Raw genomic sequence first — 24842 nt, forward strand, 5'->3', positions numbered from 1 at the left:
GTTGAAAGATGCCTTCGAACATCGGCAGAACCTTTTTAAAAGTACAGGATCAACGCATGCCGCAGCACCCCCATAAGAGTGACTAAATCAAGACGGGTGTTTTCAGGAAGTGCCCGATAAGGTTGCATCACCGTGCCTGAATAACCTTCGGAGATGACTTTGAAGGCCCGATCCGGTTCTAAAGAATATCTCTGCAAATTCGGCGGTGCAGGGCGTAAGGTTTGTCCGAAATCACTGACCTCACCTTTTTGTCCATGACAGGTCGCACAAGTCTCTTTCCATACTTGACGGGATTCATCGGATACGGTTCGGTCCGGGATAGTAACCTGTTTGAACATGGCAAATCGTTTGTCCATTTCCGCAAGCAGACTGTCGATTTTTTCACCGTCAAACACCGTGAAATAAGGCATGCCGGAACCGTCTATTCCTGTAAGCAAAATGGAGCGTATATATGTTTTTTCAGCACGTATGGCTGTAAGATCCTCGGCCTTGATCAATAGCTTCCGTCCCGCAGTCCCGTTTCCCATCCCGCCTGCTCCATGGCATGGCTGACAGCTTCCGCTATAGATGGTGGCACCGTTATCGTACACCGTTGCCAGCTTTGTTTTAAATGTTTTCAAAGCCTGCTCCCGGTATTTGTCCAGATTGGCAGATTCCTGCTTTAAGGAGGTCACCGCTTCATTATGTAATCGTGTCAGTGTAATATCCTGCAACGATTGACGAGCCGTTAGCATCGATACAAATATTACAGGCAGAAGGATCAGTATGCCCCACCCGCGCGGTTCCGCCGGAGCGCATGACGGGCGCAAAGTCCAGATGAGAAATACCGCGGCTATTACTCCAAGAGTGACCGCAGTCAGCACAGGCCAATTAAATACGTCTGCTATGGTGAACAGTAGAGGCACGCCCACCGCAACCTGAAAGAGAGTTCCCCCTAACAGCCAGCGTTGAAGTTTGGCGTTTTTGAGTTTGTCCCCTTTGGAGAAAAACAGATGGAAGGCCGCGCCGAAGACAAGGGCTGCGCCGAGCACATGCAGGTAGCGAAACAGCCAGTGCGGCATGTAAATTGAAGACAATGATAGTTTTTTGGCTCCGAATTCTGCCCATAATTCAGGACGTTCCATTAGAGACAGTGCTCCGGTGAATACCGCCGGTACAGTGAGCAACGCTCCCACTCCCAGCACTCCGCACAGGAATGGAATCCACGGAGTTGCGAGCATCTTGCGTTCGAACAGTTCTATGCTCAAAAAAGCGAAGATGAGCAGGGGAATGATGGACAGCCAAGTGTAGGCGAATAATCCCGTCGCAGTGAAAAATCCCATTGAAGAGATTACCTGAATGATCAAAAGCGGTGCCACACCTAGGACGACAGCCAGACTTTTGAGTCCCAGATGGGACTTAATCAGCCGCTGGTTCCAAGCCAGACCCTCTCTGTCGCCGGGAAACTTCCTCTGTAGAAAGAAAACAAACCCGAGCATGGCAGTACCCAGCATGAGCAGAACAAACAACAGGTGCAGTCCGAAAGAAACGAAAAGCAGGAATCGCAGCCAACCCTCGCTGAGCGGTAGTGTAAGAAACAGATCTGTCCATTGTTTCATCACTTCTTCTCCTTGAGCAGTTGGGGCCTCGGGCGAACGTCCTTGTTGGCCATGTAGTAAAGATAGGTGGACATAGTCAGACGCTCTTGCTCCGAACCGGTAAAGGGGGGCATGAAAGGAACCATACTTTCGGTTATGGACGTTATGGCATTGACCCCTTCAAGGGTTCGGCCTCGCAAGCGTTGATTGATATCATTAATCCCGCCGAATGTGTGACATCCACCGCAGTTCGCGTTGAATAGAGCTCGTCCGGCTAGGGCATAAGGGGCTTCGTCTTCGGTAGTATTTATCCAGCGCAGGGAATTAAGCAAAGTATTGTCATCAGCGCGGGCCCCTTCGGTGCGTACCATAGATATCTGGTTGGCGTACATGTAACCAGGCAGCAGATACGGACCGCGTACAAACTCGCGTACACGTTCAAATTCAGTCACCATGCCCATGCTGAAGATTACGCATGGAATGAACAGGATCATACTCAGCTTGCGCTGACGCAGAAGTGCTCCCAGTCCGGCAAAGATAAGACAGGTTGCAGCCACGATATTAATCACTGGTAAGAACGCCGTGTTTTGAGACCACACTGAGGTGGCTACGGCGAATTTCCAATGCGTCAGATAGGTTTCAGGAATACGTGAAAAATAGATGGTGGTTGCCGTTGCCGTGCAGAAGCCGGCAATGAGCATGACGAGTCCACAGGTGCGAAGCAACCGTCCGCGTTCTTCTGTGGTCCCTTTGTAACGCCATGCTGTCCAGCCCATAGCGAGAAGTGCGCCCATAGTTATACCTGCAGCGATGCGCAGGATGCATTGGGGTAGAAATGTCGGGTTAAAATAAGCCTGAACGAATTCCCGTCCTTGAGGCCAACCGTCAGGTGTCAGCATGAAACCTAGAATGCCGGAGATAAGTATAGCGGAACTGAATGCTACAAAGAGATACCCCCAACCTACAAACATGAGTTTTCGGGGATTCTTCTCGGCTAAGCGATCCCAGAGGAAATAATAGATGAGCAGAAAGATAACCTCAACGGTGAAAGCTATCCATTCTATGAACCAAGGCCAGAAAAACAGATGAATCAAAGACCCGATACCCTGCGGGGACAGAATCCCGGTGATGAACCAGATTCCAACGCCTGTAACTGCTCCGATAGAAGTGGTCACGACCACCACAGGGCCAAGCAAAGAACGCGCGGAGTCCTGCCAGAACCGGCCATGCCCGAGGGTGTGGATGGTTTGAAACAGGACAATCATGAATGTTGTGCCGATGGCCAAAGCATGGCTGATCAGCACGTGAATCACAGCGTTTAAGGCGATGGTCATCCCGTCGCCAAGTACAGGGATATGCAGCACAGGGAAAGTCATTTGCTTGCCTCCACCGGGAGCTTGATAACTCGCTTGATTTTGTTGGGATGGGTGGCAATGAATTTTGGGCGAGGTTGTTCGTGAACGTAAGCAGTCACGTTCAAAGCCTCTTCTTTGGTTAAAGTAGGTGCTGATTTAGGCATAAAACGCCATGAAAAAACCGAGAAAGTTCTGACTCGATTCATGCCAGCACCATCATTAAAGGATCCATCGCCCCAAAGCGGTGGTGCAATGGGCGTTCCGTAGCCGTCATTACCGTGACATCTGGCACAGACATCCTCATAAATTTTCTTGCCGGCTATAACGTCCGGCGTGCTGTTGATACCGAGATCATGGGGGATTCCCAGCCACGGGGGATTGGAATAAATGGGTACTCCCTTGGAAATCCATTGATAGTAAACCAGCAGTGACTGCATAATCTGGCTGTCCGGAGCCGGAGCTTTGCCGTTCATGCTGCGTTCGAAGCAGCCCTGAGTACGCAGAGCCAGGTCCGCAGTATATTCACGGCGGCCTCGATAAGCTGGATATTTAGCCCCCACGCCGACCAAAGAAAGGGTGTTTTTACTGCGCCCTCCGTCAAAATGGCAATTGGTGCAAGCCAGGTTGTTGCCTACGTATTCTCCGGCATATTTTTGGGTTTCGGTCATGATCTTGTAGCCGAGCATAACTTGCTCACGGATGGATTCGGGTGCTTCTTCCAGCCCCGGAGGGTTGAAAAGCGGCCCTGATCCGATAACTGATTCACTGGAATTGGAAACGGCGGAATTGGCTATTCTGGGCTGGGTGGCAGTCCACTGGAAAAACATGGCAAGCCATGCTCCGAATCCTAATAGCAGGGTGACTAATGCGAGCGAGAAATATAACTTTTTATCGTTCATATTATAACTCCTTTTGGAACTCGTGGAGATCTGAAGGCAAACAGTCCGAAAATAAGCGCGAAGTTGACTTGAAAGCAGGATTATAAAATTTGCCCGAAGTTTGATTGTAAGAGTCGGCGACGGGAATTTAATAATACAGAGAATAGCGAAGATTATGGATACAAATAGCAGTATTCAAATAATTCGGCAACTTTTCCCCTGCAAAATTATTATAAACATCGAAGGATCGGGGGCTTAGAAGTAGATTAGCTTTGACCGTTGAGGTAGACTTTGCGATTTTGGACCAGATTAAGGAATGCGGTTCGAGCTGGATTGTCCCTAACCGTATTCCAGCAGATCAGGAGAGGAATAGGGGATGGAGACGGGATAATAGGTACAAAGGACAATTGATTTTCGCGCAAGTTTAGGACTCCTTCCGGTACTATGCTCACACCTTGTTCAGCCGCTACCATCATAAGTAACGTGTTCATAAGGTCCGGTGTGTGCATAACGATTGGAGAGAAGCCGCTTTCACGACACATTGAGATTACATGGTCGTAAAGGCTCACGGCTACCGGACGATCTAAAAGCACAAATTGCTCTGCAGCCAGTTCTGAAAGCCGGAGACTGGTACGTCCTGCTAGAGGGTGTGTCTCAGGTAACACTGCAAGTAAACGTTCCTCGAAAAGAATTACACTTTTAAGATATTGATAACCTGAAGGTAATGGACGTGTGAACCCCACATCTATTTCGTTCCGAGCGAAGGCTTCAAGTTGTTTATCCGGAGTCAATTCCTTTAATTGCACCGTCACTGCCTGGTGTGTTACCCGGAAGCGACGAATAAGATCCGGCAGAAAAAACATTGTCGGAGCTGAGAAAAATACGATTGCCAGCCTGCCTTCCTCGCCCCGAGAAAACATTCCAGATCCGCAATTTGAGTGCTCAATGCTGGCTGCTCCCTTTGCCGGGCGCATTGCAGATCAAAAAGGTCCGGAGCTGGTCAACAGGCTTGGAGCAGGGTTAACGGCTGTATCCTTCGCCTTGATGTTTATTATGCCCGCCCTTTCTCCACAGCTTCAACTCTGTATGCTCGGCATAGCTGCAGTTGGGTTCGATCTTGGCGCACAAACTTCACTTATTGCTCATCAAACTATCATTTACGCTCTTGACCCAGATGCGCGCAGCAGACTCAATGCAGTCCTTTTCGTAGGAATGTTCACGGGTATGTCGCTTGGATCAGCTCTCGGAAGTGCTCTTCAGGGTCATTGGGGATGGTCAGCCGTGACTGTTCTTGCAAGATCAGCTGCGTTTAACGTTAAAAGGCAGCAGTCGTGCAGGACATGTTTGCAGGAAAGACGTGGTAAAAAAAAATACTTTCTTTCAAGTTTTATTTTTTTAGTTTATAAAATTATTATTGACCTTATCACCTAAATGCTAAGTATGATTGCCGTGCTTAAAAAAATGTGGAGAATATATGTATTTTCTTGATAGAATGACGATTAAATCAAAACTGATCGCCGCGTTTATGGCTATCACTGTTGTTCTGATTTTTTTCGGTTCTTTTATCCTTATTGAGATGGAGACTCTGGGGGATCTCACAACAACACTATACGAACACCCACTCAGAGTATCTAATGCTGCTCAGTCCGCCCATAAGAGAGTTCTCCGCATACAGAGTTTGATGAAGGACATTATCTATTCAAAAAACGAGATTGATCTTCAGGAACAAATGGCTAACATCCAACAGGGTGAAAAGGAGGTTTTGGAGCAGCTTAACATTGTACAAAAATATATTCTTGGAGAGCAGGGAAGAGCATTGGAGGATGATGTTCGTCGAACTTTTTTCAAGTGGAAAAATCTCAGGATTGAAATAATATCTCTTCTTCGTGAGCATAAGCGTGAAGAAGCTCTGCAAAAATTTCAACTTGAGAATGCAGATATGGTCAATGTCATTGAACTCAATATGCAGGGCCTAACGGCTTATGCTCGGAACAAAGCTGATGGATTCATGAGTGATGCTAATAAAGCCCGGGAAAATATTACTTTCAACACCATCATTCTGCTCGGCCTTCTTGTGCTGTTTTTCTATTTTGTAAGTTCAATATTAATTAAAAATATTATAGGAAGGATAAATGACCTTCAGTCGACAATCTACAAAATAACGGAGTCGGGAAACCTTAATGAGATTGAGGTAATCGGAGATAATGAACTGTCTAAGCTGGCCGTTAGTTTTAACGGCCTGATTCGCTCGCTGTCCAGTCAGTTATGGCTTCGGGAAGGGCTTAACAAACTTAATGACGAACTTACCGGAGCCTCGTCACCTTTATTGCTTGCAGAATCTGTTTTAAAATTTCTTGCCGATCATATGCAGGCCAGTACAGGAGCTTTTTTCATATATGATGAGGAAAAAAAGAACAGCTCAATGCTGGCTTCCTATGCCATGGCAGAAAGTAATAAGTTTTCCAGAGAATTTACTGATGGTGACGGGATTGTCGGACAGGTCGCCAAAGAGAGAAGTCCGAAGATATTGACGATTGTGAGCAGAGATGAAGGGCTTATTCAGTCTGGAACCGTCTCTAGGGTGCCTAATACTATCTTTGTTTCACCATTACTTTTTGCCGATAACCTTCTGGGTGTTTTAGAGGTGACTTCCTTTCAGGAATTCGGAACTGTCGAACAGGCTTTTATGAAGACTGCTTGCCATAATATAGCCACTTCTTTGAGTAATATACTTCAGCGTGAAGAGATAGATGCTCTTTATGCTGAAGCCCGGATACAGAATACCGAGCTTTTCAATGCCGGAGAAAAGGCCCGTAAAGCCACTGAAGAGATTGAATTAAGAAACACAGAACTTCGCATTCGGTCGGAAGAACTTAAGTTGCAGGCCAATCTTCTAAGCTCCCAGAAAAAGGAGCTTGAAGTAAAACAGGTACAGGTGGAAGCGGCAGACCGTCTGAAATCGGAATTTCTTTCCAACATGAGCCATGAGCTGCGTACTCCGCTGAACAGTATTTTGGCTCTTTCACAGCTGATGCAGATTAAAGGAACCGGTAAGGATGAAAAAAAAGAGGCCGAATATCTTCATGTTATTGAGAGGAATGGAAAACATCTGCTCTCGTTGATCAACGATATTCTGGACCTTTCAAAAATTGAATCCGGGCGCATGGATTTATTTCTTAATAACTTTTCCCCGGCTGAACTGCTGGAAGATGTCTCCACAACGATACGCCCGATGGCAGAGCGTAAATCTTTGTCTTTCATTGTTAAAATTGATTACTACCAAAGTATGTTCTCCGACAGGGACAAGATTCGGCAGATATTGCTGAATCTTATGTCGAACGCTGTTAAATTTTCAGATAAGGGAACGATTGAAGTCCTGCTGACTACTGAGGAAGAGCATCTGGTTCTCCATGTGAAAGACACTGGAATCGGCATAGCCATTGAAAATCAGGAAGCTATTTTTGATGAGTTTAGGCAGGTGGACGGATCTACATCTCGTAAGCATGAAGGGACTGGTTTAGGTCTTGCGATATGCAGAAAATTGGCAAACATGCTTGAAGGCGAGTTGAAAGTCGCTTCGGAGCTTGGCCAAGGCAGCACCTTCACCCTGCGTCTTCCGCTTCGTTTAGCCGATAGTGGGAAAACACAAAGTAGTTCCGCAGAGGCCCGCAACAGTGAATCCGAACATTCCCTTAATACTGTTTTGGTGGTTGATGACGATCCTAATTCGCGCGAAATTGTCATGAAGCATCTTGTAAAAGCCGGGTATGGGGTACTTGAAGCTGATAATGGCAAACGTGCTCTTGAGATTGCCGCTAATCACTCTCTGGTGGGCATTATACTGGATATTTTTATGCCCGGAATGGACGGCTGGGAAACGTTGAACATGCTCAAGAAAAATCCGTCTACAAGAGATATTCCAGTAATTATAGTATCAATAAGTAATGATTCGACCACCGGATATGTCCTTGGAGCAAACGCTCATCTGACTAAGCCGGTCGATAAAGAACAGCTTTTGAACGAGATCAGCAAACTTAAAGGACAGAAGCCATCACAAATACAAAGTATTCTTATTGTTGATGACGAAGAGAATGATCGGATGCTTTTATCGAATACTTTGCGGGAAGCCGGGTATGACACCATAGAGGCAGACAGCGGGCAGTCCGGTCTGGATAAAGCTGTAAGCTTGCTTCCGGATGTTATGACTCTGGATTTGCTGATGCCGGAAATGGATGGTTTTCAGATGCTGGAGAAAATCAGCAAGCTTCCACAGTTAAGTTATCTGCCTGTAATAGTAATAACAGCCAAAGATCTTAGCATCAGTGAGCACCAAAAGCTTCTGGAACGGTCCAGGGCTATTGTCCAGAAAGGTGACCTCGATGTTAAAATACTGCTTCAAAAATTAGAGAATGAACTTGATGATCTCCGCCGGCAGAAATTTGAACACAGTTGCGAGGTGAAAGTTCTTGTTATTGAAGATAATGATATCGCAACCATGCAGATAGCTCGTCTTTTAAAGGAACTATGCTTCAGTATGAGCCATGCAGCATGCTTCCAAGACGCAGTGCTACTGGCGCAGCAGATTACCCCTGATCTTATAATACTGGATCTCATGATCTCAAGTTTCAATGTTTTCAAAACATTTGAAACTATCCGCTCCGAGCCTGATACAGAACATATTCCGGTCATAGTTCTTACAGGTAAAGATTTAAGCAGCGAAGTTCAAGCTGTCCTTAAGAACCGGAATGTCAGGCAGTTCAATCGTAAGGAACCTTTAGACAGGGAGCTACTTAAAGAGCTCATCCTTCAATCTGTGAATGATGGCGCGAAGCCCGCTTACGTGAATTTGAGCGGGCAGAAACTGATGGAGATAGAATTGCCTGATAACCGTTTCAATAAACCGTTCGGGAAGGGGAAGGTTATTGTTGTTGTAGAGGACAACGAGGATAATGTTATTACCCTCAAGGCCATTCTGGAAGATTTTCAAGGTGAAATTCATGTTGCTTATGACGGTGAAAGCGGATTGAAGATAATTCATGAGATCAGGCCTGATCTTGTGCTGATGGATATTCAGTTACCTGGCATAAACGGACTGGAGGCCACTTCCTCCATTAAAAAATCTCAGGAATTGGCGCATATACCTGTAATTGCTGTTACTGCCAGAGCTATGAAAGACGATAGAAAAAAGATTATGGAAGCAGGATGTGACGGGCTGTTAACTAAACCATATGATGTTGAAAATTTGCGTAAAATTCTTTTAAAATGGTTAATGTTATAGTCCTCAGGAGATAGTCATGCTTAAATCAATTCTTGTCATTGACGACCAGCAGGAAAATTTATTTATCTTGGAAGAAATGCTCAATGAGTTTCTCCCTTCTATAAAAGTTATTACTGCACTTGGAGCCCAAGAAGGAATGCAAAAACTTGGTCAGGATGTAGGGGTTGTTATCTCTGATGTTCAGATGCCAAGTAAAAATGGAATTGAGTTATGTAAAAGTATTAAAGATAATCCGGAATATAAGGACATTTCCATTCTGCTAATCACTGCCCACCAGTCCACTCCTTCAATGCGTGTACAGGCCATGAAGGCCGGCGCACTGGATTTTATATCCCGTCCTATCGACACCAATGAACTTGTCGCCAAAGTCAATGTGGCGTTGAAGGTTCATTACAAGGAACATGGCTTACGCCATGAACGCGACGAATTGTCTACCAAGGTAGAAGTTACAGGTCAAAAACTCAAGGCTGCGGACCGTCAGTATAAGACTCTTTTTGACAATGCTAATGATGCAATTTTTATACTTGATACGGATGGGGATATTCTTGAGGCCAATCCAGAAGCCCATGCTATTCTTGGGTATAATCATAATGTACTTGTAGGTAGATCCGTAAAAGAAATCTTGAACAAACATGACGCAGGACTGCTTCTAAGTAGCATCGCCCTTACCGGTGAAGTGAATATTTCATCCGAATTTGTTGTTTTTGACAGGACTCGTATTCCAATTGAAATTCGCAGTCGCTTGGTGGAACTAAGTGAAAATAAAGTCATTTTGGCTATTGCCCGGGATGTAACAAGACAAAAGATGGCTGAGCAGGTCATTAAAGAAAGCGAAAAGCATTTTCGCCTTCTCTACACCGATGCCCCTGTAGCATATCAATCTTTGAACGGCTTCGGTGAATTTCTTGATGTAAACTTACGCTTTACAGAAACTCTCGGCTATACGGCTAAGGATGTTGTCGGCAAACCATTTGTGAGTATTTTACACCCTGACTGTAGGGGGGATTTTGCAAATCAGTTTTCCAAGATCAGCTCCATAAGTGAACTTAAAGGTCTTGAACTGCGAATTCTTAAAAAGAACTCGGAAGAGGTCTTGGTAGCCTTCAACGCACGTGTGGCCTCTTCGGGAGTCGGAACTTTCCAGCAGGTTCATTGTGTTTTTCACGATATAACCAAAGAGCGTAATACTGAAAAGGCTATAATCAAAGCCAAGGAAGCCGCAGAAAAGGCAAGTCGCAGTAAATCTGAATTTCTGGCCAACATGAGCCATGAAATCAGAACTCCCCTGAACGGTATTATGGGTATGATGCAATTGCTGCAAAGCAGTGATCTTAAAAATGAGCAAATCCGTTACGTAACTATGGCCATTCAATCTTCCAGACGACTCACAAGTCTTCTCTCCGATATTTTAGACCTTTCGCGAGTGGAAGCAGGTAAAATGAATATCAGCTATGAGAAGTTTGAACTGACGGATATTTTACATCAACTCTCGGAGATGTATTGTGCGGTGGCCAGTCAGAGCGGAGTAGAGCTGATTTTGAGTATAGATCCGAATGTCCCGCACTACGTAATTGGTGACAGTGTCCGCCTGCAACAGGTTCTTACTAATCTGCTTGGGAATTCATTGAAGTTTACTACTGAGGGAAAGATAACTGTAGAAGCATACAAACTGCCTATTTCGAAGGAAAATATGGTAAAGATTCTGTTTTCTGTGAGCGATACGGGAGTAGGTATACCGGAAGGTAAAATTCAGGATCTTTTTGTGCCTTTTTCTCAGGCCAGCGAAGGCTATACTCGCAAATATCAGGGTGCAGGGCTCGGCCTTTCAATTTGTAAAAGGCTTGTCAATATGATGGGAGGGGGGATGTCCTTGGAAAGTGAGGAGGGTAATGGAACAACTGTTCACTTCACTGCTCTTTTCGGGGGTGTCGATCAGGATTACATTCCATCACCGGCAGAAGTGCAGACAGAAATTATTCGCCAAGATCCTATGCGTATCCTTTTGGTAGAAGATGAGTTTATCAGTCGTCTTTCCGCGCAAAAGCAAATTGAGAATCTTGACTGCCATGTCGTTGCTGTTGAAAATGGTTTACAGGCTCTTGAAAGCTTACAATCAGGTAGTTTTGACGTGGTGTTCATGGATATACAAATGCCGACGATGGACGGCATAGAAGCGACAAAAGCTATTCGTCAGGGGCTGGCCGGAGTAAAAAACAGGGATGTATATATTATTGCCATGACAGCCTATGCAATGGAAGGAGACAAGAATATTTTTCTAGGGTCCAGCATGGATGACTATTTGGCTAAACCTGTTGAAATAGTTGATTTAGAGGCTACTCTAAACAGGGCCAGAAATAAGCTCGCGCAGGGTATTTAATCAGAAACTTATCTATGACGTCTACGAACATTGTATACTGGTAAGTTTTCTTTCTGCTTATCGCACTACGAGAATCGGTATCTTTACCAAATGGCGCACCGGATCAACGGTTTCGCCCCAGAGAAGATCGCCAAGCAGCCGGTGTCCATGTGCTCCCATGATCAGCATATCCACCCCGTGAGACTTTACAAATGTGCTTAGTGCTTTGGCCGGTTCCCCGTAAGTCAGGGCTATTTCCACGGCCATACCTGCGGCGCGCAGTTCCTCTGCAATTTCGTTCATGTACTGCTCATCTTCGCGTGAATGTTCGTCATAGGCCTCGTGAGTGTATATTCTGGCCGGAGCTGAATCTACTACGTGGATAAGTGTGAGCAGAGCTTTTTCGGACTTGGCCAGGGTCATGGCATGGCTGACAATAACCGGGTCGCTGTCGTCGTGTCCCAGAGCTGCTGCGATATGGCGCACGTGGCGTGTCTCAATTTTTTCTACAACTGCGGCACCTCCGACCGGTTTCCCGGTACGCCATGGTCTTTCCCCGCGAATCCACGGTAGAACTGTAATATAAACGAGAAAAATAGTGAGCAGTATTGCAAGTCCGCAGGCTGAAACAGAGAAAAGTTTAGGTAGATCGCCCGAAACCCATTCTGTGAGCTGATCGAAGACCAGTTTACCATTAAGTACGATGATGATGGCTGATGTTCCCCATGCCAGAATCTTGATCCACCATGCATTGGCGAAGGAGCCCATTTTTAGTTTATCACTAGTAAAATGAACCAGCGGTATTATGGCGAATGGCAATTGCAGACTGAGCACCACCTGACTGAGGATAAGTAGCTGATAGGTTCCCTTATCTCCCGAAATCCAGATAACCGCCACTGCGGGCAACAGTGCAACAGAGCGGGTAAGCAATCGACGCAGGTACGGGCGCAGCCTGATATGGACGAAACCTTCCATGACTATCTGTCCTGCCAGAGTGCCCGTCAGGGTCGAGCTTTGTCCGGCTGCAAGCAGAGCCAGCCCGAAAGCGACAGGGGCGACTTTGCTGCCGAGTAATTGGTCGAGCATTTGGTGGGCTTGCTGGATTTCTGTGACCACGATCCCGTTACGATAGAACACGGCCGCAGCTAGTATAAGAATGGCCGCATTGACGAAGAATGCCGCGTTGAGGGCAATTGCCGAGTCGAACAGATTATAGCGGCAGGCTCTGGCTTTGGAGTCAACGTCACGCGCTACGTGGCGTGTCTGTACCAGCGCCGAGTGAAGGTATAAGTTGTGCGGCATTACTGTGGCGCCGATGATGCCTAGAATAATGTATACTGATCCGACGGGCAAAGTCGGTGTCAGCCCTGTGAGGGCGGCCCCCCAGTCCGGTTTGGCTAGAAATAAATTGACGATGAACCCACCTGCAATAACCATGATGAGCGACAGGATGAACGCTTCCATCTTGCGCATGCCCAGCCTCTGGATCGCCAGAAGTAAGAAGGTATCGAACAGAGTTACCAGCGCGCCCCATAACAAAGGGAGGCCGAAAAGTAAGTTGAGGCCGATGATGGTTCCCAGAATTTCCGCAAGGTCGCAGGCCGCAATAGCTATTTCGCAAAGGAGCCAGAGAGCTTTAACTGTTAACTTAGAGTATTCTGAGCGGCAGGCTTGAGCTAGATCCTTGCCTGTGACTATGCCGAGGCGTGCGGATAAAGTCTGGAGTAGTATTGCCATCAAATTCGACATGAGGATTACCCAGATGAGCGCGTACCCGAAGCGGGAGCCGCCTTCAAGATCGGTGGCCCAGTTACCTGGGTCCATATACCCCACGCTGACAAGATAGGCCGGCCCGGCAAAGGCGAACACACGCTTCAGCCAAGAAGGATGGTTGGTCTCGACGCTGCTATTGACTTCTTCCAGTGATTTGCCGGTGTGGGAATGGGCTATATCGGTGTTGTCTATATCCATGTCTGGCTCTCTGCATTGTCTCGATATTAATTGCCGCGAATAAACAGCTTTTTTACATTTCTAGTTCATAGCATATTCCTGAATCATCTCAATGAGAAATATGCTCCGTGAATACCGTTCGGGCAAGTTAAAAAAATAAGGTTAGAACTTCTGTTCTTGCGGTGCGGTTCACAGCGGAAGCAAAGTAGCCTTTATCCGTATGGCATTTAAATTTCCGAAAAAAGGACGGGGCGTATGGAGGATATAGGCATAGAGCGTGGAAAATAGATAAATTTTTCATAGATTTTCTTTTATCTTTTTATCGTTATTTAAAAAGGGTTTGACGTTGTATTTGGTATAATATAATTTTTATAAATCTTAATTAGGCATAATATAAATTAATCGCAACTTATGGATAACTAGAAATTATGAGCGAAAGTTTTCAGCCTCCATGGAATTGGGGGGTCTTTAAGCGAAAAGAATGCAATGGATATGCTTTTAAGAATCTAGTTTTACAGAAGCCACAAATTAAAGCTATTTATAATGCTTTGGAGGATGTTGGGTATCGGCCTACCTATTGGCAGTATGTCTACCCAAAACAGGTTGGTGGATTAGTCAAAAGTCACTGCAATGGATCTTTAGAAACCCATATCCGATTCTTTAGTGATAATAGGATATATACAGAAATTGAAATTGGCAGAATTGCTTTTATTCATTTTAGCTCACATAGATATTACGCAAATCAATATATTTTAAGAAAACTTAAAAAACTACCAAATGAATCGCATAGCTATTTAATCTCAGCAATAGAAAATTACAAAGTTAAAGCGCTGTGCAACAAACCTGAATGGAGTCGTGAAAATAAATTTTGTACTCCTTCAGTACGACGATTGATTAAACTGGCTATGGTTGCAACAAATTGGACAACATTAGGTTTTTTACTCGTTGCAGCCGTCACCATCGCACCGGCTACTAATTCTTCAACGTTAATTATCGCAGTAGCTATTGCAATTGTACTTTACCTCGTTTCCCCTAAAGCCCATTAGTATCCATTGTCTGAATAATGATTTAAGAGTTCACAAAAATGATCGTTGGCTCGTTTCAATTCTTCAATGAACTTCTCTTCATTCATTTCGACACTGCTAATATTTAAGCTGATTTCAAGAGCCCGTAGGTTGTTATTGAGTGAGAAAGCCAAGCGTTTTTTCTGTGCAGGATTGAGCAGAGCTTCTAAGCTTGCCATTACTGTTACAACTATGGAAATAATTGCGGCGTATCTGTTTTCAATTAACCCTTCACCAACCAACCCAGAAACCATATTGATTGCAACCAAAAGAGCTCCTGCAGGAACAACAATCTTGCACGCCCAAAATAATATGATATTTAGCCAACGATAACAAAAAGTTTCTTTACGCCACTTTGCTATATCTCTCGTCAGTCGATCCAGCTCCGTGCTGATTGATTTTGTATTCTGAAGAATATTTGTTTTGCTTTCGCTCATAATTTCTAGTTATTGATATGTACGTCCTAGAGATTTTTTCCCTTGAATACTGCGATGGAAGGAAAATCAGTCGCGATAGTAGCTTTAACGAAGTGTATGTTTTTGCTAAAGCAATTGAAATATTGCCATGTAAAGTTTAAATTCTCATGTGGAGGAGCAGTTATCACTAAACATAGACGAAATAGTATGTATGAAAATGTGCCAAAGAATATACTATGACACGTATGCAATGATGCAATTTTTATTGGATACTGGCTGGGGTGATTCCGTGGAAAAGTAGCCGATGTATTATTAGTGTTTGAAACGACTGCATGAATGATTTTCTCTGCCACAAAAAAAGGCAGGTTCCTCACTAAAATGAGAATACCTGCCTTATTAAATCTATTTATTCTTCGTGCTGATGTATATTTTACCTTAAAGCTACTTACGCAAAATTAATCTGAACGAGAAGAATGTTTATTCCGTAATGGCTAGTCCATTTTTGCAACGCATTTAATTTCAACCAGCCCGCCTAGGGGGAGTGCTGAAACCTGAACGGCTGCGCGGGCAGGTTTGTGATCTCCCATGAAAGATGCGTATATACCGTTCAAAGTTTTAAATTCGCCCATATCAATAAGAAAAACATCTACACTTACGATGTCTTTAATCGAGCAGCCGGCTGCTTCTAGAATAGCACCCAAATTTTTAAGAGACTGCTCGGCTTGATCTGAAAAGCTGGCAGGCAGAGTCATCGTTTCTGGATTAAGTCCAAGCTGTCCACTTACATAAAGCATTCCGCCTGCGGCAACGGCTTGAGAATAAGGTCCTACGGCTGCGGGTGCTTTTTCTGTGGCGATTACGCTAAGTTCACTCATATCAAATTCTCCTCAAAATAATTATAATGTTGTTTATGATTATACAAAAGTTCCTGAACTATCAGTCTATTGGGTAGGTTTTTTAAGACTGACTGTCCATAAGGCGAAGGATGACCGCGTCTACCGCAGCAAACCCTACTCCTGATAATTCACCGACAGCTACTGCATTGTTTTTAAAATCAGTGCCGATGATTCCTTGCTGTGAGGTAAATTTTGAACCGTTCGTGGCAAGCAGCATACCCATAAAAGCTTCACCTGCGGCAGTACCAACTTTCAGGGCGCAAGTGGATTTTGCTCCGTCACATATCATTCCTAACACTGACGAAAGTACATAGGAGGAAGCTTGCTCTGCCTGCACGGCTGTTCCCTTGGCTAATCTTGTGAGCGCTGCCGCAGCTCCGGCTCCGGCAGCAATAGAACATCCGCACACTGGTGTTAAACGTCCTGTTTTTGCTTTAACTGCTCCGGTAACCAGATGGGACAGAGCCAAAGCTTCAGCCAGTTCGCGGTCAGAACATTTCCAGAATCTGGCAGCCAGTGCAGGAGGAATAATCGCTGTCAATCCATGGTTACCACTGCCTGCGCTGCTCATAACCGGCCATGGTCCTCCATCCATACGAACATCCGCAGCAGCTGCGGACCATGCACGAATTACCCATGCCAAGTCATCCTGATTCATGTGCTGCGCTGTGATATAACCTGAGCCTAGTCCCCATGGACGCTGTAGCCCTTCATTGGCAACATGCAGATTCATCTCTGCGCCTTTCAGGAGAAAAGCTTCATTCTCTTCATCTATACTGCCGGCAAGTTCCCATAAATCCGCAAAATTCAGGCGTGCCAGCTCAGAAAGATATGACGGAAGTCTGCCGGAACCTCCTTCATTTTCCTGTCCTTGAAAAACTGTACGCTTGTTGTGTGTGACTTCTACAAGATTGTCATGGGAATAAGCTACAACGGCAGTAACACTTTCACCCTGACGCAACAGCTCAACCTCTACATAAACATTAGGAGTGTCGTGTACGACTTCCTGCGTAAGGCTGCCAGCATTGAGCATGGCCGTAGCCTTAGAAATACAATCGTCATTGATATTTTCGAGGGAGAGCAAACCCTTTTCAGGATCTCCTCCCAGAGCTCCGAGCGCGGCTGCAAGCAGATTCCCTTTCAGCCCGGGCGTGCCTGGGATTCCTACAGATTGTCCGTTTTTGTAAATATTCGCTGATAAACGCAGGTGAATATGTTTTGGAGGTCCGGCAAGATATTTAGCACCGGAACTTGCGGCCAAGGCGACCGCTCCGGGTTCGGTGCAGCCCAAAGCAGGTTTGACTTCATTATTAAAGAAAGCGTGCAGATCCATGTTAGTCCTTTTTGTATGCGTGAATTAATAAGCAGTCCACGGAATAGGGTTTTGCTATTTTGCCTTTCTGCTGTCTTACTATCAAGTATAATGCCAACATTGAAATTTAGCGTTGCGGTACACCTTATGCATAAGAAAAGGATTACTTAATCAACTTCTGGTGTAGAAAACACCAGTAAATAAAAAGGAGAATTAAACAATGAGTGAAGAAACATTACGTAAAGAGCTTTACGCTGCTAATGAAAACAGAGCTATCCTTTATAAACTTATCTTTGATGCTATGGTCGATGAATTCGGTCTTGAAAAAGCAAAAGAAGTAATGAAAAAAGGTATTTATAAACGCGGAGAGCAGATTGGAGAGAACTTCAAACAGTTTGCTCCGGCTAATTTTTCAGGTCTTCGTGATGCCTTTTTAGGCGGAATTCCAGACGACACAAAGATGTTTGCTCCAACCGTTACTAAGTGTGACGCAGAAGGATTGGATATTGAATTTGACAATTGTCCTCTTAAGAATGCATGGCTTAAAATGGGTCTTTCAGACGAAGAATGTGCAACTCTTTGTGAAGTTGCCGGAATAATTGACTTTGGAACATTTCAAGGCGCAGGTTTCGACTTTCAGATGACAGCACTTCCTGAAGGTAGCAAAGAAAAATGTTACCTTAAAATACGCTCTAAATAATCCGCCTTACCGCGCGGGAAAATTAATTATTTTAATATGTTAATTTCCCGCGCATTTTTTTGAATTTCTCACCTTATCTATAAAATTCTCACTTTTCTTGAGAACTTCATCTCTTCTACAACAATTCTCACTATCTTTTGAGAACTTGACAAATTCGCAAAGCATATCTCTAAATTGTAAGTTGAATTTCTCAATATTATACATTTTTGATCATAATGCTCATTTGTGTTTTTGTTTATTCATTTGTATTGACATTTTTATTCAATGGACACCCGCGTTTACTATGAAAGACTATCTTGTGGCATGTAGATTGCTATTACTCCCGTATGAGTCCCGTTTGGATGTCTCCGGTAACTTGATCCTGTGCTGTTTAATTTGCGCTTAACCTGTAATCCCTTGGAGGGACAAATGAAAATAAGAAACGTTTTTCTTGCGGTAGCCTTTATGGCCGTAATGCTGATGGCTTCAACAGCCATGGCTGAAAAGGTTATTGTACTTGGCTATTCACTGCCTCTGTCCGGGAGCCATGCTCAATACGGTGAAGTTTTTAGAAATGCAGCCAAACTTCAATTAGACAAATTTAACAAATCTGGAAAGCTCAAGGGAGCTACCGTTGAAATAACATACGAAGATTCAAAATCAGATCCTAAAGAAGCAATTAATATTGCTCGTAAGTTTATAGATGACAAACGTATAGTAGGTGTTCTTGGAGATTTTACTTCTACAGTTTCCATGGCTGCAGGACGAGTATACGGTTCTGAAGGTATGCCGCAGCTTTCTCAAACTGCCTCTCACCCAGATTTTACAAAAGTAAGCAAATATCAATTCCGCAATATAACTACTATGGCTTTTGAAAGTCCCTTCGCTGCAAAATGGGCTGTAAGTCTCGGTTTTAAAAAATTTGCAATTATAGCAATCCAGAATGACTGGGGTATTTCTGCAGCTGAAAATTTTGATTCCGCCATGAAAGCTCAGGGCGGCGAAATTACCTCAATCGAATATTTCAATCCTGGTACTCGTGACTTCCGCTCTATTCTGACTAAAGTCAGCCGTGACAAGCCTCAGGCTATATACCTTTGTATGATGTATGAAGAGGGAGCGATGGCTCTTCAGCAGATCAGACAGCTTGGTATAAAAGCTCAGGCTTTCGGAACCTCTTCACTTTATTCTCCTAAACTGATTGAACTCGCAGGAAAAGCCGCTGACGGGGTGATGCTTTCTACCACTTTTATGCCTGACAGTCCTGAAGCTAATGTTGTCGAGTTCGTAACTGAATACAAAAAAAGTTACAATTCAGAACCCAATATGTTCACCGCTCAAGCTTATGATGCTGTAGGCATCATGCTGGATGCAATTGCTAAAGTCGGTCCTGATGTAACCCGTTCCAGTCTTCGTGACGCTTTGGCCCACACTACAGATTACCCAGGTGTTACCGGTGCGACCACATTTGATCCGGAAACACGTGAACCTGTTAAGAATATGGCGAGAATGAAAGTCGAAGACGGTTCATTCAAGCTTGTAAAATAAGGCTTTTTTTGTTCCACCAGCGGAGCCGAATGGCTCCGCTTATAATCACAGGACAATTTCTTCATGGACACTTATCTTTTGATGCAAATAATTAATGGCTTGAGTTCTGGAATGATCTACGCGCTCATTGCCATCGGCTTCACTCTTATTTTTGGAGTGCTTAACGTTGTCAACTTTGCCCATGGCGAGATGTATACTATCGGAGCATTTGCCGGAATAGTCTGTATCAGCACTCTGAGCTGGCCTATTGCTCTCGTGATTCTCGTTGCTTTGGCTGTCGGTGGATTTTCCGGAATAATTCTTGAGAAAATAGCCTTTAAACCTTTTCGGCGCTTTCAGGATGAAGCCTCGTTAAAATCACGTGCAATGCGTGAGTCAACCCTGCTGTCATCACTTGCAGTGTCCATCATCATTAAAGAATTGCTTCAGCATTTTTTCGGTGCAGAAATGCAATCGATTCCCGCACAGTATTTGATGAATGATCCTATTCCTATCGGTCCAATATCACTATCCAGCGGTCAGTTTCTCATTCTCGGTTCCTCAATAGTCATGCTCGCCGGTTTGCAGTACGTGCTCTACCATACGCGCATCGGGTTATCTATCCGCGCTATTTCTAACAATCCCCTCGGGGCAAAGTATGTAGGTCTGTCAGTTGATAGAACTATAATCGCAACTTTTGCAGTAGGCAGTATGCTTGGCGGGGCGGCAGGTATTATGGTCGGCCTGTATTCCGGAGCTATCTTTCCTGCAATGGGTTTCGCTCCATCTCTTAAAGCTTTTGTCGCCATGGTCATGGGCGGTCTGTCCAGTATCCCCGGAGCTGTTATATGTGCCTTGATACTTGGTGTGTGCGAAGCTTTAGCTACGAATTTTATGACCCAAGGCTGGAGCGATATGGTGGCCTACAGTTTTCTCATTTTAACTTTGATCTTCTTCCCGCAAGGTATCTTCGGTGCACGAAGAGAACGCGTCTAACCAAGAGGTTACTCATATGATTACCACCGATTCTGCACCGCGCTCTTGGCGTTCAAAAATACTTGTCGCGGCAACTTTAGTGATTGTCTTAGCCGTTGTCCCCGGAATTTTATCTGCTTTAGGCAAGAGTTACTATACTCAGGTGGCCAACTCCGCCCTTATTTATTGTATTCTGGCCGCAAGCTTAAACCTGATTACCGGAACCGCAGGTCTTCTCTGCCTCGGGCATGCTGCTTTTTTTGGTATCGGAGCTTATACTGCAGCTTTGCTGGCATCCAACTACGGTTTGCCATTCTTGGTTACACTTCCGCTTGGCGGAATTGTTGCAGGACTGGCCGGAGTTATGGTGGCCTTGCCTACCATGCGGCTTATCAGCATTTATTTTGCAGTTGCAACACTTGGTGTGGGCGAAATAATTCACGTGACTCTGCTTAACTGGATATCAGTTACAAGAGGGCCGATGGGCGTTCAGATTTATGAGCCGATCACTATTTTCGGGCACAGTTTTACAAGTTTGCTTTCCATCTATTATATTACCGCTGTTTTAGCCTGTGTATGTATTTATCTGATCTGGCGCTTAACAAATTCCTATTTCGGCAATGCCTTGCGTTCGCTAAGAGAGGATGACCAGTGTGCCGAGGCAATGGGGATCAATGTTATTAAACTGAAAGTTCAGACTTTTGCCGCAAGTACCTTTTTTGCAGGTATAGCCGGAGCTTTGATGGCCCATAGTGCAGGGTATATCAGTCCTGAAAGCTTTCAGTTCAGTGAATCCATTTTAATTCTGGCCATGGTTGTTGTCGGCGGACTCGGGTCGTTGCCCGGTGTTCTTCTCGGAGCACTGCTCCTGATAATTCTTCCTGAGGCGGCCCGAGGGCTTGGCGACATGCGTATGGTTGCCGTCGGAGTTGTTATGTTCTTGTCTATTCTTCTGTTACCTAAGGGGCTGCTTGGTGAAACCTCGGCAATAAAAATGGCGAGAAAGTATTTTAATTCGGCTTGGAACAGCCGTCAGTTGGTGGGGTGGAAATAATGCCTGAACTTATACTTGAAACTAAGGGGCTGACCCGTCGCTTCGGAGGGCTTACAGCTGTTGATAGCGTGGACATAGAAATGAAAGCGGGTGAACTTGTCGGTCTTATCGGGCCGAACGGCGCTGGTAAAAGCACCTTCTTTAATTGTCTTACGGGGTTTTATTCACCTAGCGAAGGCGAAGTCCGCTTTATGGATCGCCCGATAACGGGTCTTAAACCTTATGAGGTTGCAAAACTCGGCATAGGCCGTACTTTTCAGAACCTTCGCATCATGCCTAATTTGACTGTTTTTGATAATGTTTCCATAGGAGCAATCGGTTCTTTGGGGCATTCCTTAAGAAGAGCGATTTGGCCATTTAGATGCGAGACTGATAAAAAAATCAGCGAACGAACATGGGATATTTTGTCGCGGGTAGGTTTAGATTCTCTGGCAGGAGAACTGGCTGCCAATCTGTCCTATGGCAAGCGTAAATATCTTGAAATCGCCAGAGCAATGGCTACAAATCCGAAACTCTTGATTCTTGATGAACCTGCAGCTGGTCTAAATGAACAGGAAACAACTCAATTAGCTGGTTTTATACGTGAACTTAACAGTGATGGTCTTCCCATTTTACTGGTTGAACATGACATGGGGTTGGTAATGGGCATTTGTCATCGCGTGGTGGTACTGGCTCTCGGTAAGAAAATTGCTGATGATACTCCAGAAGCAATCCAAAAGAACCCAGCTGTCCTTGAAGCATATTTAGGAGGAGAGCAATGCCAATATTAACTGTTAATAATCTATGCGTGCGCATGGGCGTGCAGGAAATCTTGCGCGGTGTTAATATAAAAATCGAGAAAAACGGGATTGTGGCAGTTCTCGGTTCCAACGGAGTCGGCAAAACCACTCTCATGCGGGCAATTTCAAATATTTATGAATCCTCAGAAGGGGAGATCTTATTTCGTCGTCAGGATATAGCAAATATCGGGTCAGACAAAGTTGTTAAACTCGGTGTTTGTCAGGCTCCTGAAGGACGACAGATCTTTTCCAACATGACTGTGGAAGAAAATCTTATTTTGGGTGCGTATCATCAGGAAAAAAAACATTTCAAAGGGGATTTGGATAAAATTTTTGAATTATTTCCTATCGTTAAAGAACGTCTTCGCCAGAAAGCCGGAGCAATGTCCGGAGGTGAACAACAGATGCTCTGCATTGGCCGTGCTCTGATGGGGCGGCCCAAATTGCTTCTTCTTGATGAACCTTCACTTGGCCTTGCTCCGCTGATTATAAAAGATATTTTTGATCTGATTAAAAAAATCCGTGAAGCCGGGACAGCTATCCTGATTGTTGAGCAAAATGCCAAAGCAGCATTGTCCGTCGCTGATTACGGATATATTATGGAGGGAGGTTCCATTCTTATGGAAGGTCCGGCCGCGGAACTGGCCAGCAGCAATAGTTTAGAAGCTGCATATCTAGGCGGAAAAGTGCACGGTTAAGATCAGTTTTCATTCGTGAAAAAAAATAAGGCTCCGGGGAATTTATATAGATTTTCCGGAGCTTTAATTTTTTATAGTTGATTCAGAAGATCCTACATCATATCGGTATGCGTCAAGTAGACCGTAACGTTTTATCTTTCTGTATAAGGTAGCTAAACTCATGTCTAATTCCTCTGCAGCTCGTCGTTTTCCTTCAAGTGTATAGCCGAAACGGGATAACGCCTGCTTTATAACTTTTTGTTCAGAACGTTCCTGTTCCCATGAAGCTTCTGTTTGATTTTCCGGTTTGCCGGAATTGTCAACGTTGGCGGGAGTGATGGATCCGGGGCAGGTTATACTTTTTTCCATAGACCATTGTTCATAGCCTGGCTTATCCGGTGTTTTTTCAGCGTCAACAAAGCGTTCTTCAAGAGTAGCTAAATCAAGGGACAGCCCTTTACGGAAATTGATGCCGTATTCCACAAAGTTTTTAAGCTCTCGCACATTTCCCGGCCATGAATATGAAATGAATCTTTTTATAAGTTCAGGGTCAATTGATGGCAGAGGTTCTCCTCTGCGGCGGGCGTAGAGTCTGGCAAAGTGATACACCAGCAGTTCAATGTCTTTGTCACGGTCCCTTAAAGCTGGAACGTGCAGGGGAATTACAGAAAGTCTGTAGTAAAGGTCCTGTCTGAAAAGCCCATTTCGGGCCTGTTTAGCCACATCCACGTTAGCTGCCGCGATTATGTGTACGTCAAATGGATATTCTTTGCGTCCACCAAGTCTCATGACTTTACGTTCTTGTAGAACTCGCAAAAGCTTAACCTGAAGTTGTAGGGGTAATTCGGCTATTTCGTCGAGAAATAGTGTGCCCCCGTCAGCATGTTCAAAGAGCCCCGGTTTGCCGCCGCGCTGTGCGCCGGTAAACGTTCCGGATGCGTAGCCGAACAATTCACTTTCTATAATTGATTCAGGAATGGCCCCGCAGTTTACAGCTACAAACGGCGAAGAAGCACGTGGTGACAGTTCATGAAGAGCTTGTGCTACAAGCTCTTTGCCTGTTCCTGATTCACCTTGAATAAGCACTGTGGAGTCAAGCGGTGCACAGCGCATAATGTCATCTTTGAGAGAACGCATGGCAGGACTTTCACCGACAATTCTTTCAAGCCCTGCGCTGTCTATTTCGGCTCTGTTTCCAGTTAAAGCGGTGAGAAGTCGTGCATCTGTTTCGCAGCTTTGAACTAAAAAAAGAGTGATTGCCTCAGCTAAATCTGCTGCTTTATTTTGTAGAATTTCACATTGGGGAGCATCAAATGCCACAGCTTGAACGGCTGCTACAATTTTATCACGAACGGCAATAGGAGCGGTGTAGTTGGCTAGGTCGCGGCAGGTTAGTTGCTGTGAACAGTCACGGCAGGCAACATGAGCTCTAGGGTCTGCGACTAAAGTCGGGCGACCGCTGGCAAGGCTGTAGCCGATAGCGGTATCTCTTGGGCTTATGCATCCTACTGCGGCTTCGTATGCCCCTGATCCTGCCACACATAAATAATCGGAGTTTATGATATATAAATCAATATCTGCCAGCCGAGATAAAATTCTCACAAGTTGTTGGAGGTCATGGCAGACTTCAAGTGTACTAAGGACCGTGGCCTTTTGTCCTTCGGGGCCTAACGCCCATGACGGGGCATAGTGTCTATTCTTATTCATGATCACCTCAAGATAAATTCTCAAGATAAATATATAGCCAGATGATAAATTTGTAAAGTGAATGATGTATTGTGAGAATTTATTGGGTATTAATTCTTTAAATTGTTAAATAATATTTTATTATGTTGTTGGTGTTTGATATAATATACAAAATTGTATTGGATGTAGCTTTAATTTGGTAGAGATTTTTGTTTTGCATATACGGCTAGAAATAAAGCTAAGTTTAAACTAGATAAACTCTAGACATTGACTATGTTTTCATTTCTACATATGCAATATTATTGTAATCATATGGATCTTGATAGAGTTTGATTTTTGAAAATCTTTTTACATAATTAACATCTCTTTTCGCAAAGGGCGGC

19 protein-coding genes are annotated in these 24842 nt (G+C 44.6%); 10 read left to right on the forward strand and 9 right to left on the reverse strand.

The window, feature by feature from the left end; genetic code table 11:
• Nucleotides 1-35: 35 nt before the first annotated feature.
• The 4 genes from B9N78_RS13490 to B9N78_RS13505 all read right to left on the reverse strand — a co-directional run bounded on the left by B9N78_RS13490 (nucleotide 36) and on the right by B9N78_RS13505 (nucleotide 4730).
• Nucleotides 36-1598 (reverse strand): c-type cytochrome, encoded by a 1563-nt coding sequence (locus B9N78_RS13490; protein WP_085103137.1) that lies wholly within the window; start codon nucleotides 1596-1598, stop codon nucleotides 36-38.
• Nucleotides 1598-2953: a cytochrome ubiquinol oxidase subunit I gene (locus B9N78_RS13495; protein ID WP_085103139.1), complete on the reverse strand. Its 1356-nt coding sequence runs from the start codon at nucleotides 2951-2953 to the stop codon at nucleotides 1598-1600. The genes B9N78_RS13490 and B9N78_RS13495 overlap by 1 nt, the downstream gene beginning before the upstream one ends.
• Entirely contained in the window at nucleotides 2950-3831 is an 882-nt protein-coding gene (locus B9N78_RS13500; RefSeq protein WP_085103141.1) for a c-type cytochrome, read from the reverse strand. Before B9N78_RS13500 ends, B9N78_RS13495 begins: the two co-directional genes overlap by 4 nt.
• Nucleotides 3832-4076: 245 nt before the next feature.
• A complete protein-coding gene (locus B9N78_RS13505; protein ID WP_170921428.1) occupies nucleotides 4077-4730 on the reverse strand; it encodes a LysR family substrate-binding domain-containing protein in 654 nt (217 codons plus the stop codon).
• A 25-nt stretch (nucleotides 4731-4755) separates the two neighbouring features.
• Here B9N78_RS13505 and B9N78_RS13510 point away from each other — a divergent pair, with 25 nt between their 5' ends.
• The 3 genes from B9N78_RS13510 to B9N78_RS13520 are packed head-to-tail and all read left to right on the forward strand — an operon-like array spanning nucleotide 4756 to nucleotide 11465.
• The gene (locus B9N78_RS13510; protein WP_137982547.1) at nucleotides 4756-5241 is read left to right on the forward strand and encodes an MFS transporter; all 486 of its coding nucleotides are present in this window, start codon (nucleotides 4756-4758) and stop codon (nucleotides 5239-5241) included.
• Nucleotides 5242-5284: 43 nt separating this feature from the next.
• Nucleotides 5285-9088, forward strand: a complete 3804-nt coding sequence (locus B9N78_RS13515) for a response regulator (RefSeq protein ID WP_085103147.1) — start codon at nucleotides 5285-5287, stop codon at nucleotides 9086-9088.
• A gap of 16 nt (nucleotides 9089-9104) precedes the next feature.
• Nucleotides 9105-11465 carry a response regulator gene (locus B9N78_RS13520; protein WP_085103148.1) on the forward strand — a complete coding sequence of 787 codons (2361 nt, stop codon included), beginning with the start codon at nucleotides 9105-9107 and terminating at the stop codon, nucleotides 11463-11465.
• Nucleotides 11466-11522: 57 nt separating this feature from the next.
• Here the strand turns inward: B9N78_RS13520 and B9N78_RS13525 are convergent, their stop codons facing one another.
• Nucleotides 11523-13415 (reverse strand): Nramp family divalent metal transporter, encoded by a 1893-nt coding sequence (locus B9N78_RS13525; protein WP_085103149.1) that lies wholly within the window; start codon nucleotides 13413-13415, stop codon nucleotides 11523-11525.
• A gap of 407 nt (nucleotides 13416-13822) precedes the next feature.
• Between B9N78_RS13525 and B9N78_RS13530 the strand changes: the two genes are divergently transcribed.
• Nucleotides 13823-14440, forward strand: a complete 618-nt coding sequence (locus B9N78_RS13530) for a hypothetical protein (RefSeq protein WP_085103151.1) — start codon at nucleotides 13823-13825, stop codon at nucleotides 14438-14440.
• Here the strand turns inward: B9N78_RS13530 and B9N78_RS13535 are convergent.
• From B9N78_RS13535 to B9N78_RS13545, 3 genes are all read right to left on the reverse strand, one after another.
• The gene (locus B9N78_RS13535; RefSeq protein WP_085103152.1) at nucleotides 14437-14895 is read right to left on the reverse strand and encodes a hypothetical protein; all 459 of its coding nucleotides are present in this window, start codon (nucleotides 14893-14895) and stop codon (nucleotides 14437-14439) included. The genes B9N78_RS13530 and B9N78_RS13535 overlap by 4 nt on opposite strands.
• 470 nt (nucleotides 14896-15365) lie before the next feature.
• The gene (locus B9N78_RS13540) at nucleotides 15366-15749 is read right to left on the reverse strand and encodes a RidA family protein (RefSeq protein ID WP_085103154.1); all 384 of its coding nucleotides are present in this window, start codon (nucleotides 15747-15749) and stop codon (nucleotides 15366-15368) included.
• Between the two features lie 82 nt (nucleotides 15750-15831).
• Nucleotides 15832-17103: an L-cysteine desulfidase family protein gene (locus B9N78_RS13545; protein ID WP_085103155.1), complete on the reverse strand. Its 1272-nt coding sequence runs from the start codon at nucleotides 17101-17103 to the stop codon at nucleotides 15832-15834.
• Between the two features lie 199 nt (nucleotides 17104-17302).
• Here B9N78_RS13545 and B9N78_RS13550 point away from each other — a divergent pair, with 199 nt between their 5' ends.
• The 6 genes from B9N78_RS13550 (at nucleotide 17303) to B9N78_RS13575 (ending at nucleotide 22794) form a co-directional block, all read left to right on the forward strand.
• Nucleotides 17303-17782 carry an L-2-amino-thiazoline-4-carboxylic acid hydrolase gene (locus tag B9N78_RS13550; protein WP_085103157.1) on the forward strand — a complete coding sequence of 160 codons (480 nt, stop codon included), beginning with the start codon at nucleotides 17303-17305 and terminating at the stop codon, nucleotides 17780-17782.
• Between the two features lie 408 nt (nucleotides 17783-18190).
• Nucleotides 18191-19309 carry an ABC transporter substrate-binding protein gene (locus tag B9N78_RS13555; RefSeq protein WP_085103159.1) on the forward strand — a complete coding sequence of 373 codons (1119 nt, stop codon included), beginning with the start codon at nucleotides 18191-18193 and terminating at the stop codon, nucleotides 19307-19309.
• Nucleotides 19310-19372: 63 nt separating this feature from the next.
• Nucleotides 19373-20284 carry a branched-chain amino acid ABC transporter permease gene (locus B9N78_RS13560; RefSeq protein WP_085103160.1) on the forward strand — a complete coding sequence of 304 codons (912 nt, stop codon included), beginning with the start codon at nucleotides 19373-19375 and terminating at the stop codon, nucleotides 20282-20284.
• 16 nt (nucleotides 20285-20300) lie between these two features.
• Complete coding sequence (locus B9N78_RS13565) at nucleotides 20301-21317, forward strand: branched-chain amino acid ABC transporter permease (protein ID WP_085103161.1); 1017 nt, start codon at nucleotides 20301-20303, stop codon at nucleotides 21315-21317.
• Nucleotides 21317-22087, forward strand: a complete 771-nt coding sequence (locus tag B9N78_RS13570) for an ABC transporter ATP-binding protein (RefSeq protein ID WP_085103162.1) — start codon at nucleotides 21317-21319, stop codon at nucleotides 22085-22087. Before B9N78_RS13565 ends, B9N78_RS13570 begins: the two co-directional genes overlap by 1 nt.
• Nucleotides 22075-22794, forward strand: coding sequence for an ABC transporter ATP-binding protein (locus B9N78_RS13575; RefSeq protein ID WP_170921429.1), 720 nt, complete (start codon nucleotides 22075-22077; stop codon nucleotides 22792-22794). Before B9N78_RS13570 ends, B9N78_RS13575 begins: the two co-directional genes overlap by 13 nt.
• Nucleotides 22795-22857: 63 nt before the next feature.
• Here the strand turns inward: B9N78_RS13575 and B9N78_RS13580 are convergent, their stop codons facing one another.
• The gene (locus B9N78_RS13580; RefSeq protein ID WP_085103164.1) at nucleotides 22858-24480 is read right to left on the reverse strand and encodes a sigma-54-dependent Fis family transcriptional regulator; all 1623 of its coding nucleotides are present in this window, start codon (nucleotides 24478-24480) and stop codon (nucleotides 22858-22860) included.
• Nucleotides 24481-24842: the final 362 nt, after the last annotated feature.

It is taken from the genome of Desulfovibrio gilichinskyi, assembly GCF_900177375.1.
Classification (GTDB): domain Bacteria; phylum Desulfobacterota; class Desulfovibrionia; order Desulfovibrionales; family Desulfovibrionaceae; genus Maridesulfovibrio; species Maridesulfovibrio gilichinskyi.

What these genes read in the sequence shown, in the direction of transcription:
- B9N78_RS13490 (WP_085103137.1), bottom strand. Translation starts at nt 1,598, where the DNA reads ATGAAACAATGGACAGATCTGTTTCTTACACTACCGCTCAGCGAGGGT.
- B9N78_RS13495 (WP_085103139.1), bottom strand. Translation starts at nt 2,953, where the DNA reads ATGACTTTCCCTGTGCTGCATATCCCTGTACTTGGCGACGGGATGACC.
- B9N78_RS13500 (WP_085103141.1), bottom strand. Translation starts at nt 3,831, where the DNA reads ATGAACGATAAAAAGTTATATTTCTCGCTCGCATTAGTCACCCTGCTA.
- B9N78_RS13505 (WP_170921428.1), bottom strand. Translation starts at nt 4,730, where the DNA reads ATGTTTTCTCGGGGCGAGGAAGGCAGGCTGGCAATCGTATTTTTCTCA.
- B9N78_RS13510 (WP_137982547.1), top strand. Translation starts at nt 4,756, where the DNA reads ATGCTGGCTGCTCCCTTTGCCGGGCGCATTGCAGATCAAAAAGGTCCG.
- B9N78_RS13515 (WP_085103147.1), top strand. Translation starts at nt 5,285, where the DNA reads ATGTATTTTCTTGATAGAATGACGATTAAATCAAAACTGATCGCCGCG.
- B9N78_RS13520 (WP_085103148.1), top strand. Translation starts at nt 9,105, where the DNA reads ATGCTTAAATCAATTCTTGTCATTGACGACCAGCAGGAAAATTTATTT.
- B9N78_RS13525 (WP_085103149.1), bottom strand. Translation starts at nt 13,415, where the DNA reads ATGGATATAGACAACACCGATATAGCCCATTCCCACACCGGCAAATCA.
- B9N78_RS13530 (WP_085103151.1), top strand. Translation starts at nt 13,823, where the DNA reads ATGAGCGAAAGTTTTCAGCCTCCATGGAATTGGGGGGTCTTTAAGCGA.
- B9N78_RS13535 (WP_085103152.1), bottom strand. Translation starts at nt 14,895, where the DNA reads ATGAGCGAAAGCAAAACAAATATTCTTCAGAATACAAAATCAATCAGC.
- B9N78_RS13540 (WP_085103154.1), bottom strand. Translation starts at nt 15,749, where the DNA reads ATGAGTGAACTTAGCGTAATCGCCACAGAAAAAGCACCCGCAGCCGTA.
- B9N78_RS13545 (WP_085103155.1), bottom strand. Translation starts at nt 17,103, where the DNA reads ATGGATCTGCACGCTTTCTTTAATAATGAAGTCAAACCTGCTTTGGGC.
- B9N78_RS13550 (WP_085103157.1), top strand. Translation starts at nt 17,303, where the DNA reads ATGAGTGAAGAAACATTACGTAAAGAGCTTTACGCTGCTAATGAAAAC.
- B9N78_RS13555 (WP_085103159.1), top strand. Translation starts at nt 18,191, where the DNA reads ATGAAAATAAGAAACGTTTTTCTTGCGGTAGCCTTTATGGCCGTAATG.
- B9N78_RS13560 (WP_085103160.1), top strand. Translation starts at nt 19,373, where the DNA reads ATGGACACTTATCTTTTGATGCAAATAATTAATGGCTTGAGTTCTGGA.
- B9N78_RS13565 (WP_085103161.1), top strand. Translation starts at nt 20,301, where the DNA reads ATGATTACCACCGATTCTGCACCGCGCTCTTGGCGTTCAAAAATACTT.
- B9N78_RS13570 (WP_085103162.1), top strand. Translation starts at nt 21,317, where the DNA reads ATGCCTGAACTTATACTTGAAACTAAGGGGCTGACCCGTCGCTTCGGA.
- B9N78_RS13575 (WP_170921429.1), top strand. Translation starts at nt 22,075, where the DNA reads ATGCCAATATTAACTGTTAATAATCTATGCGTGCGCATGGGCGTGCAG.
- B9N78_RS13580 (WP_085103164.1), bottom strand. Translation starts at nt 24,480, where the DNA reads ATGAATAAGAATAGACACTATGCCCCGTCATGGGCGTTAGGCCCCGAA.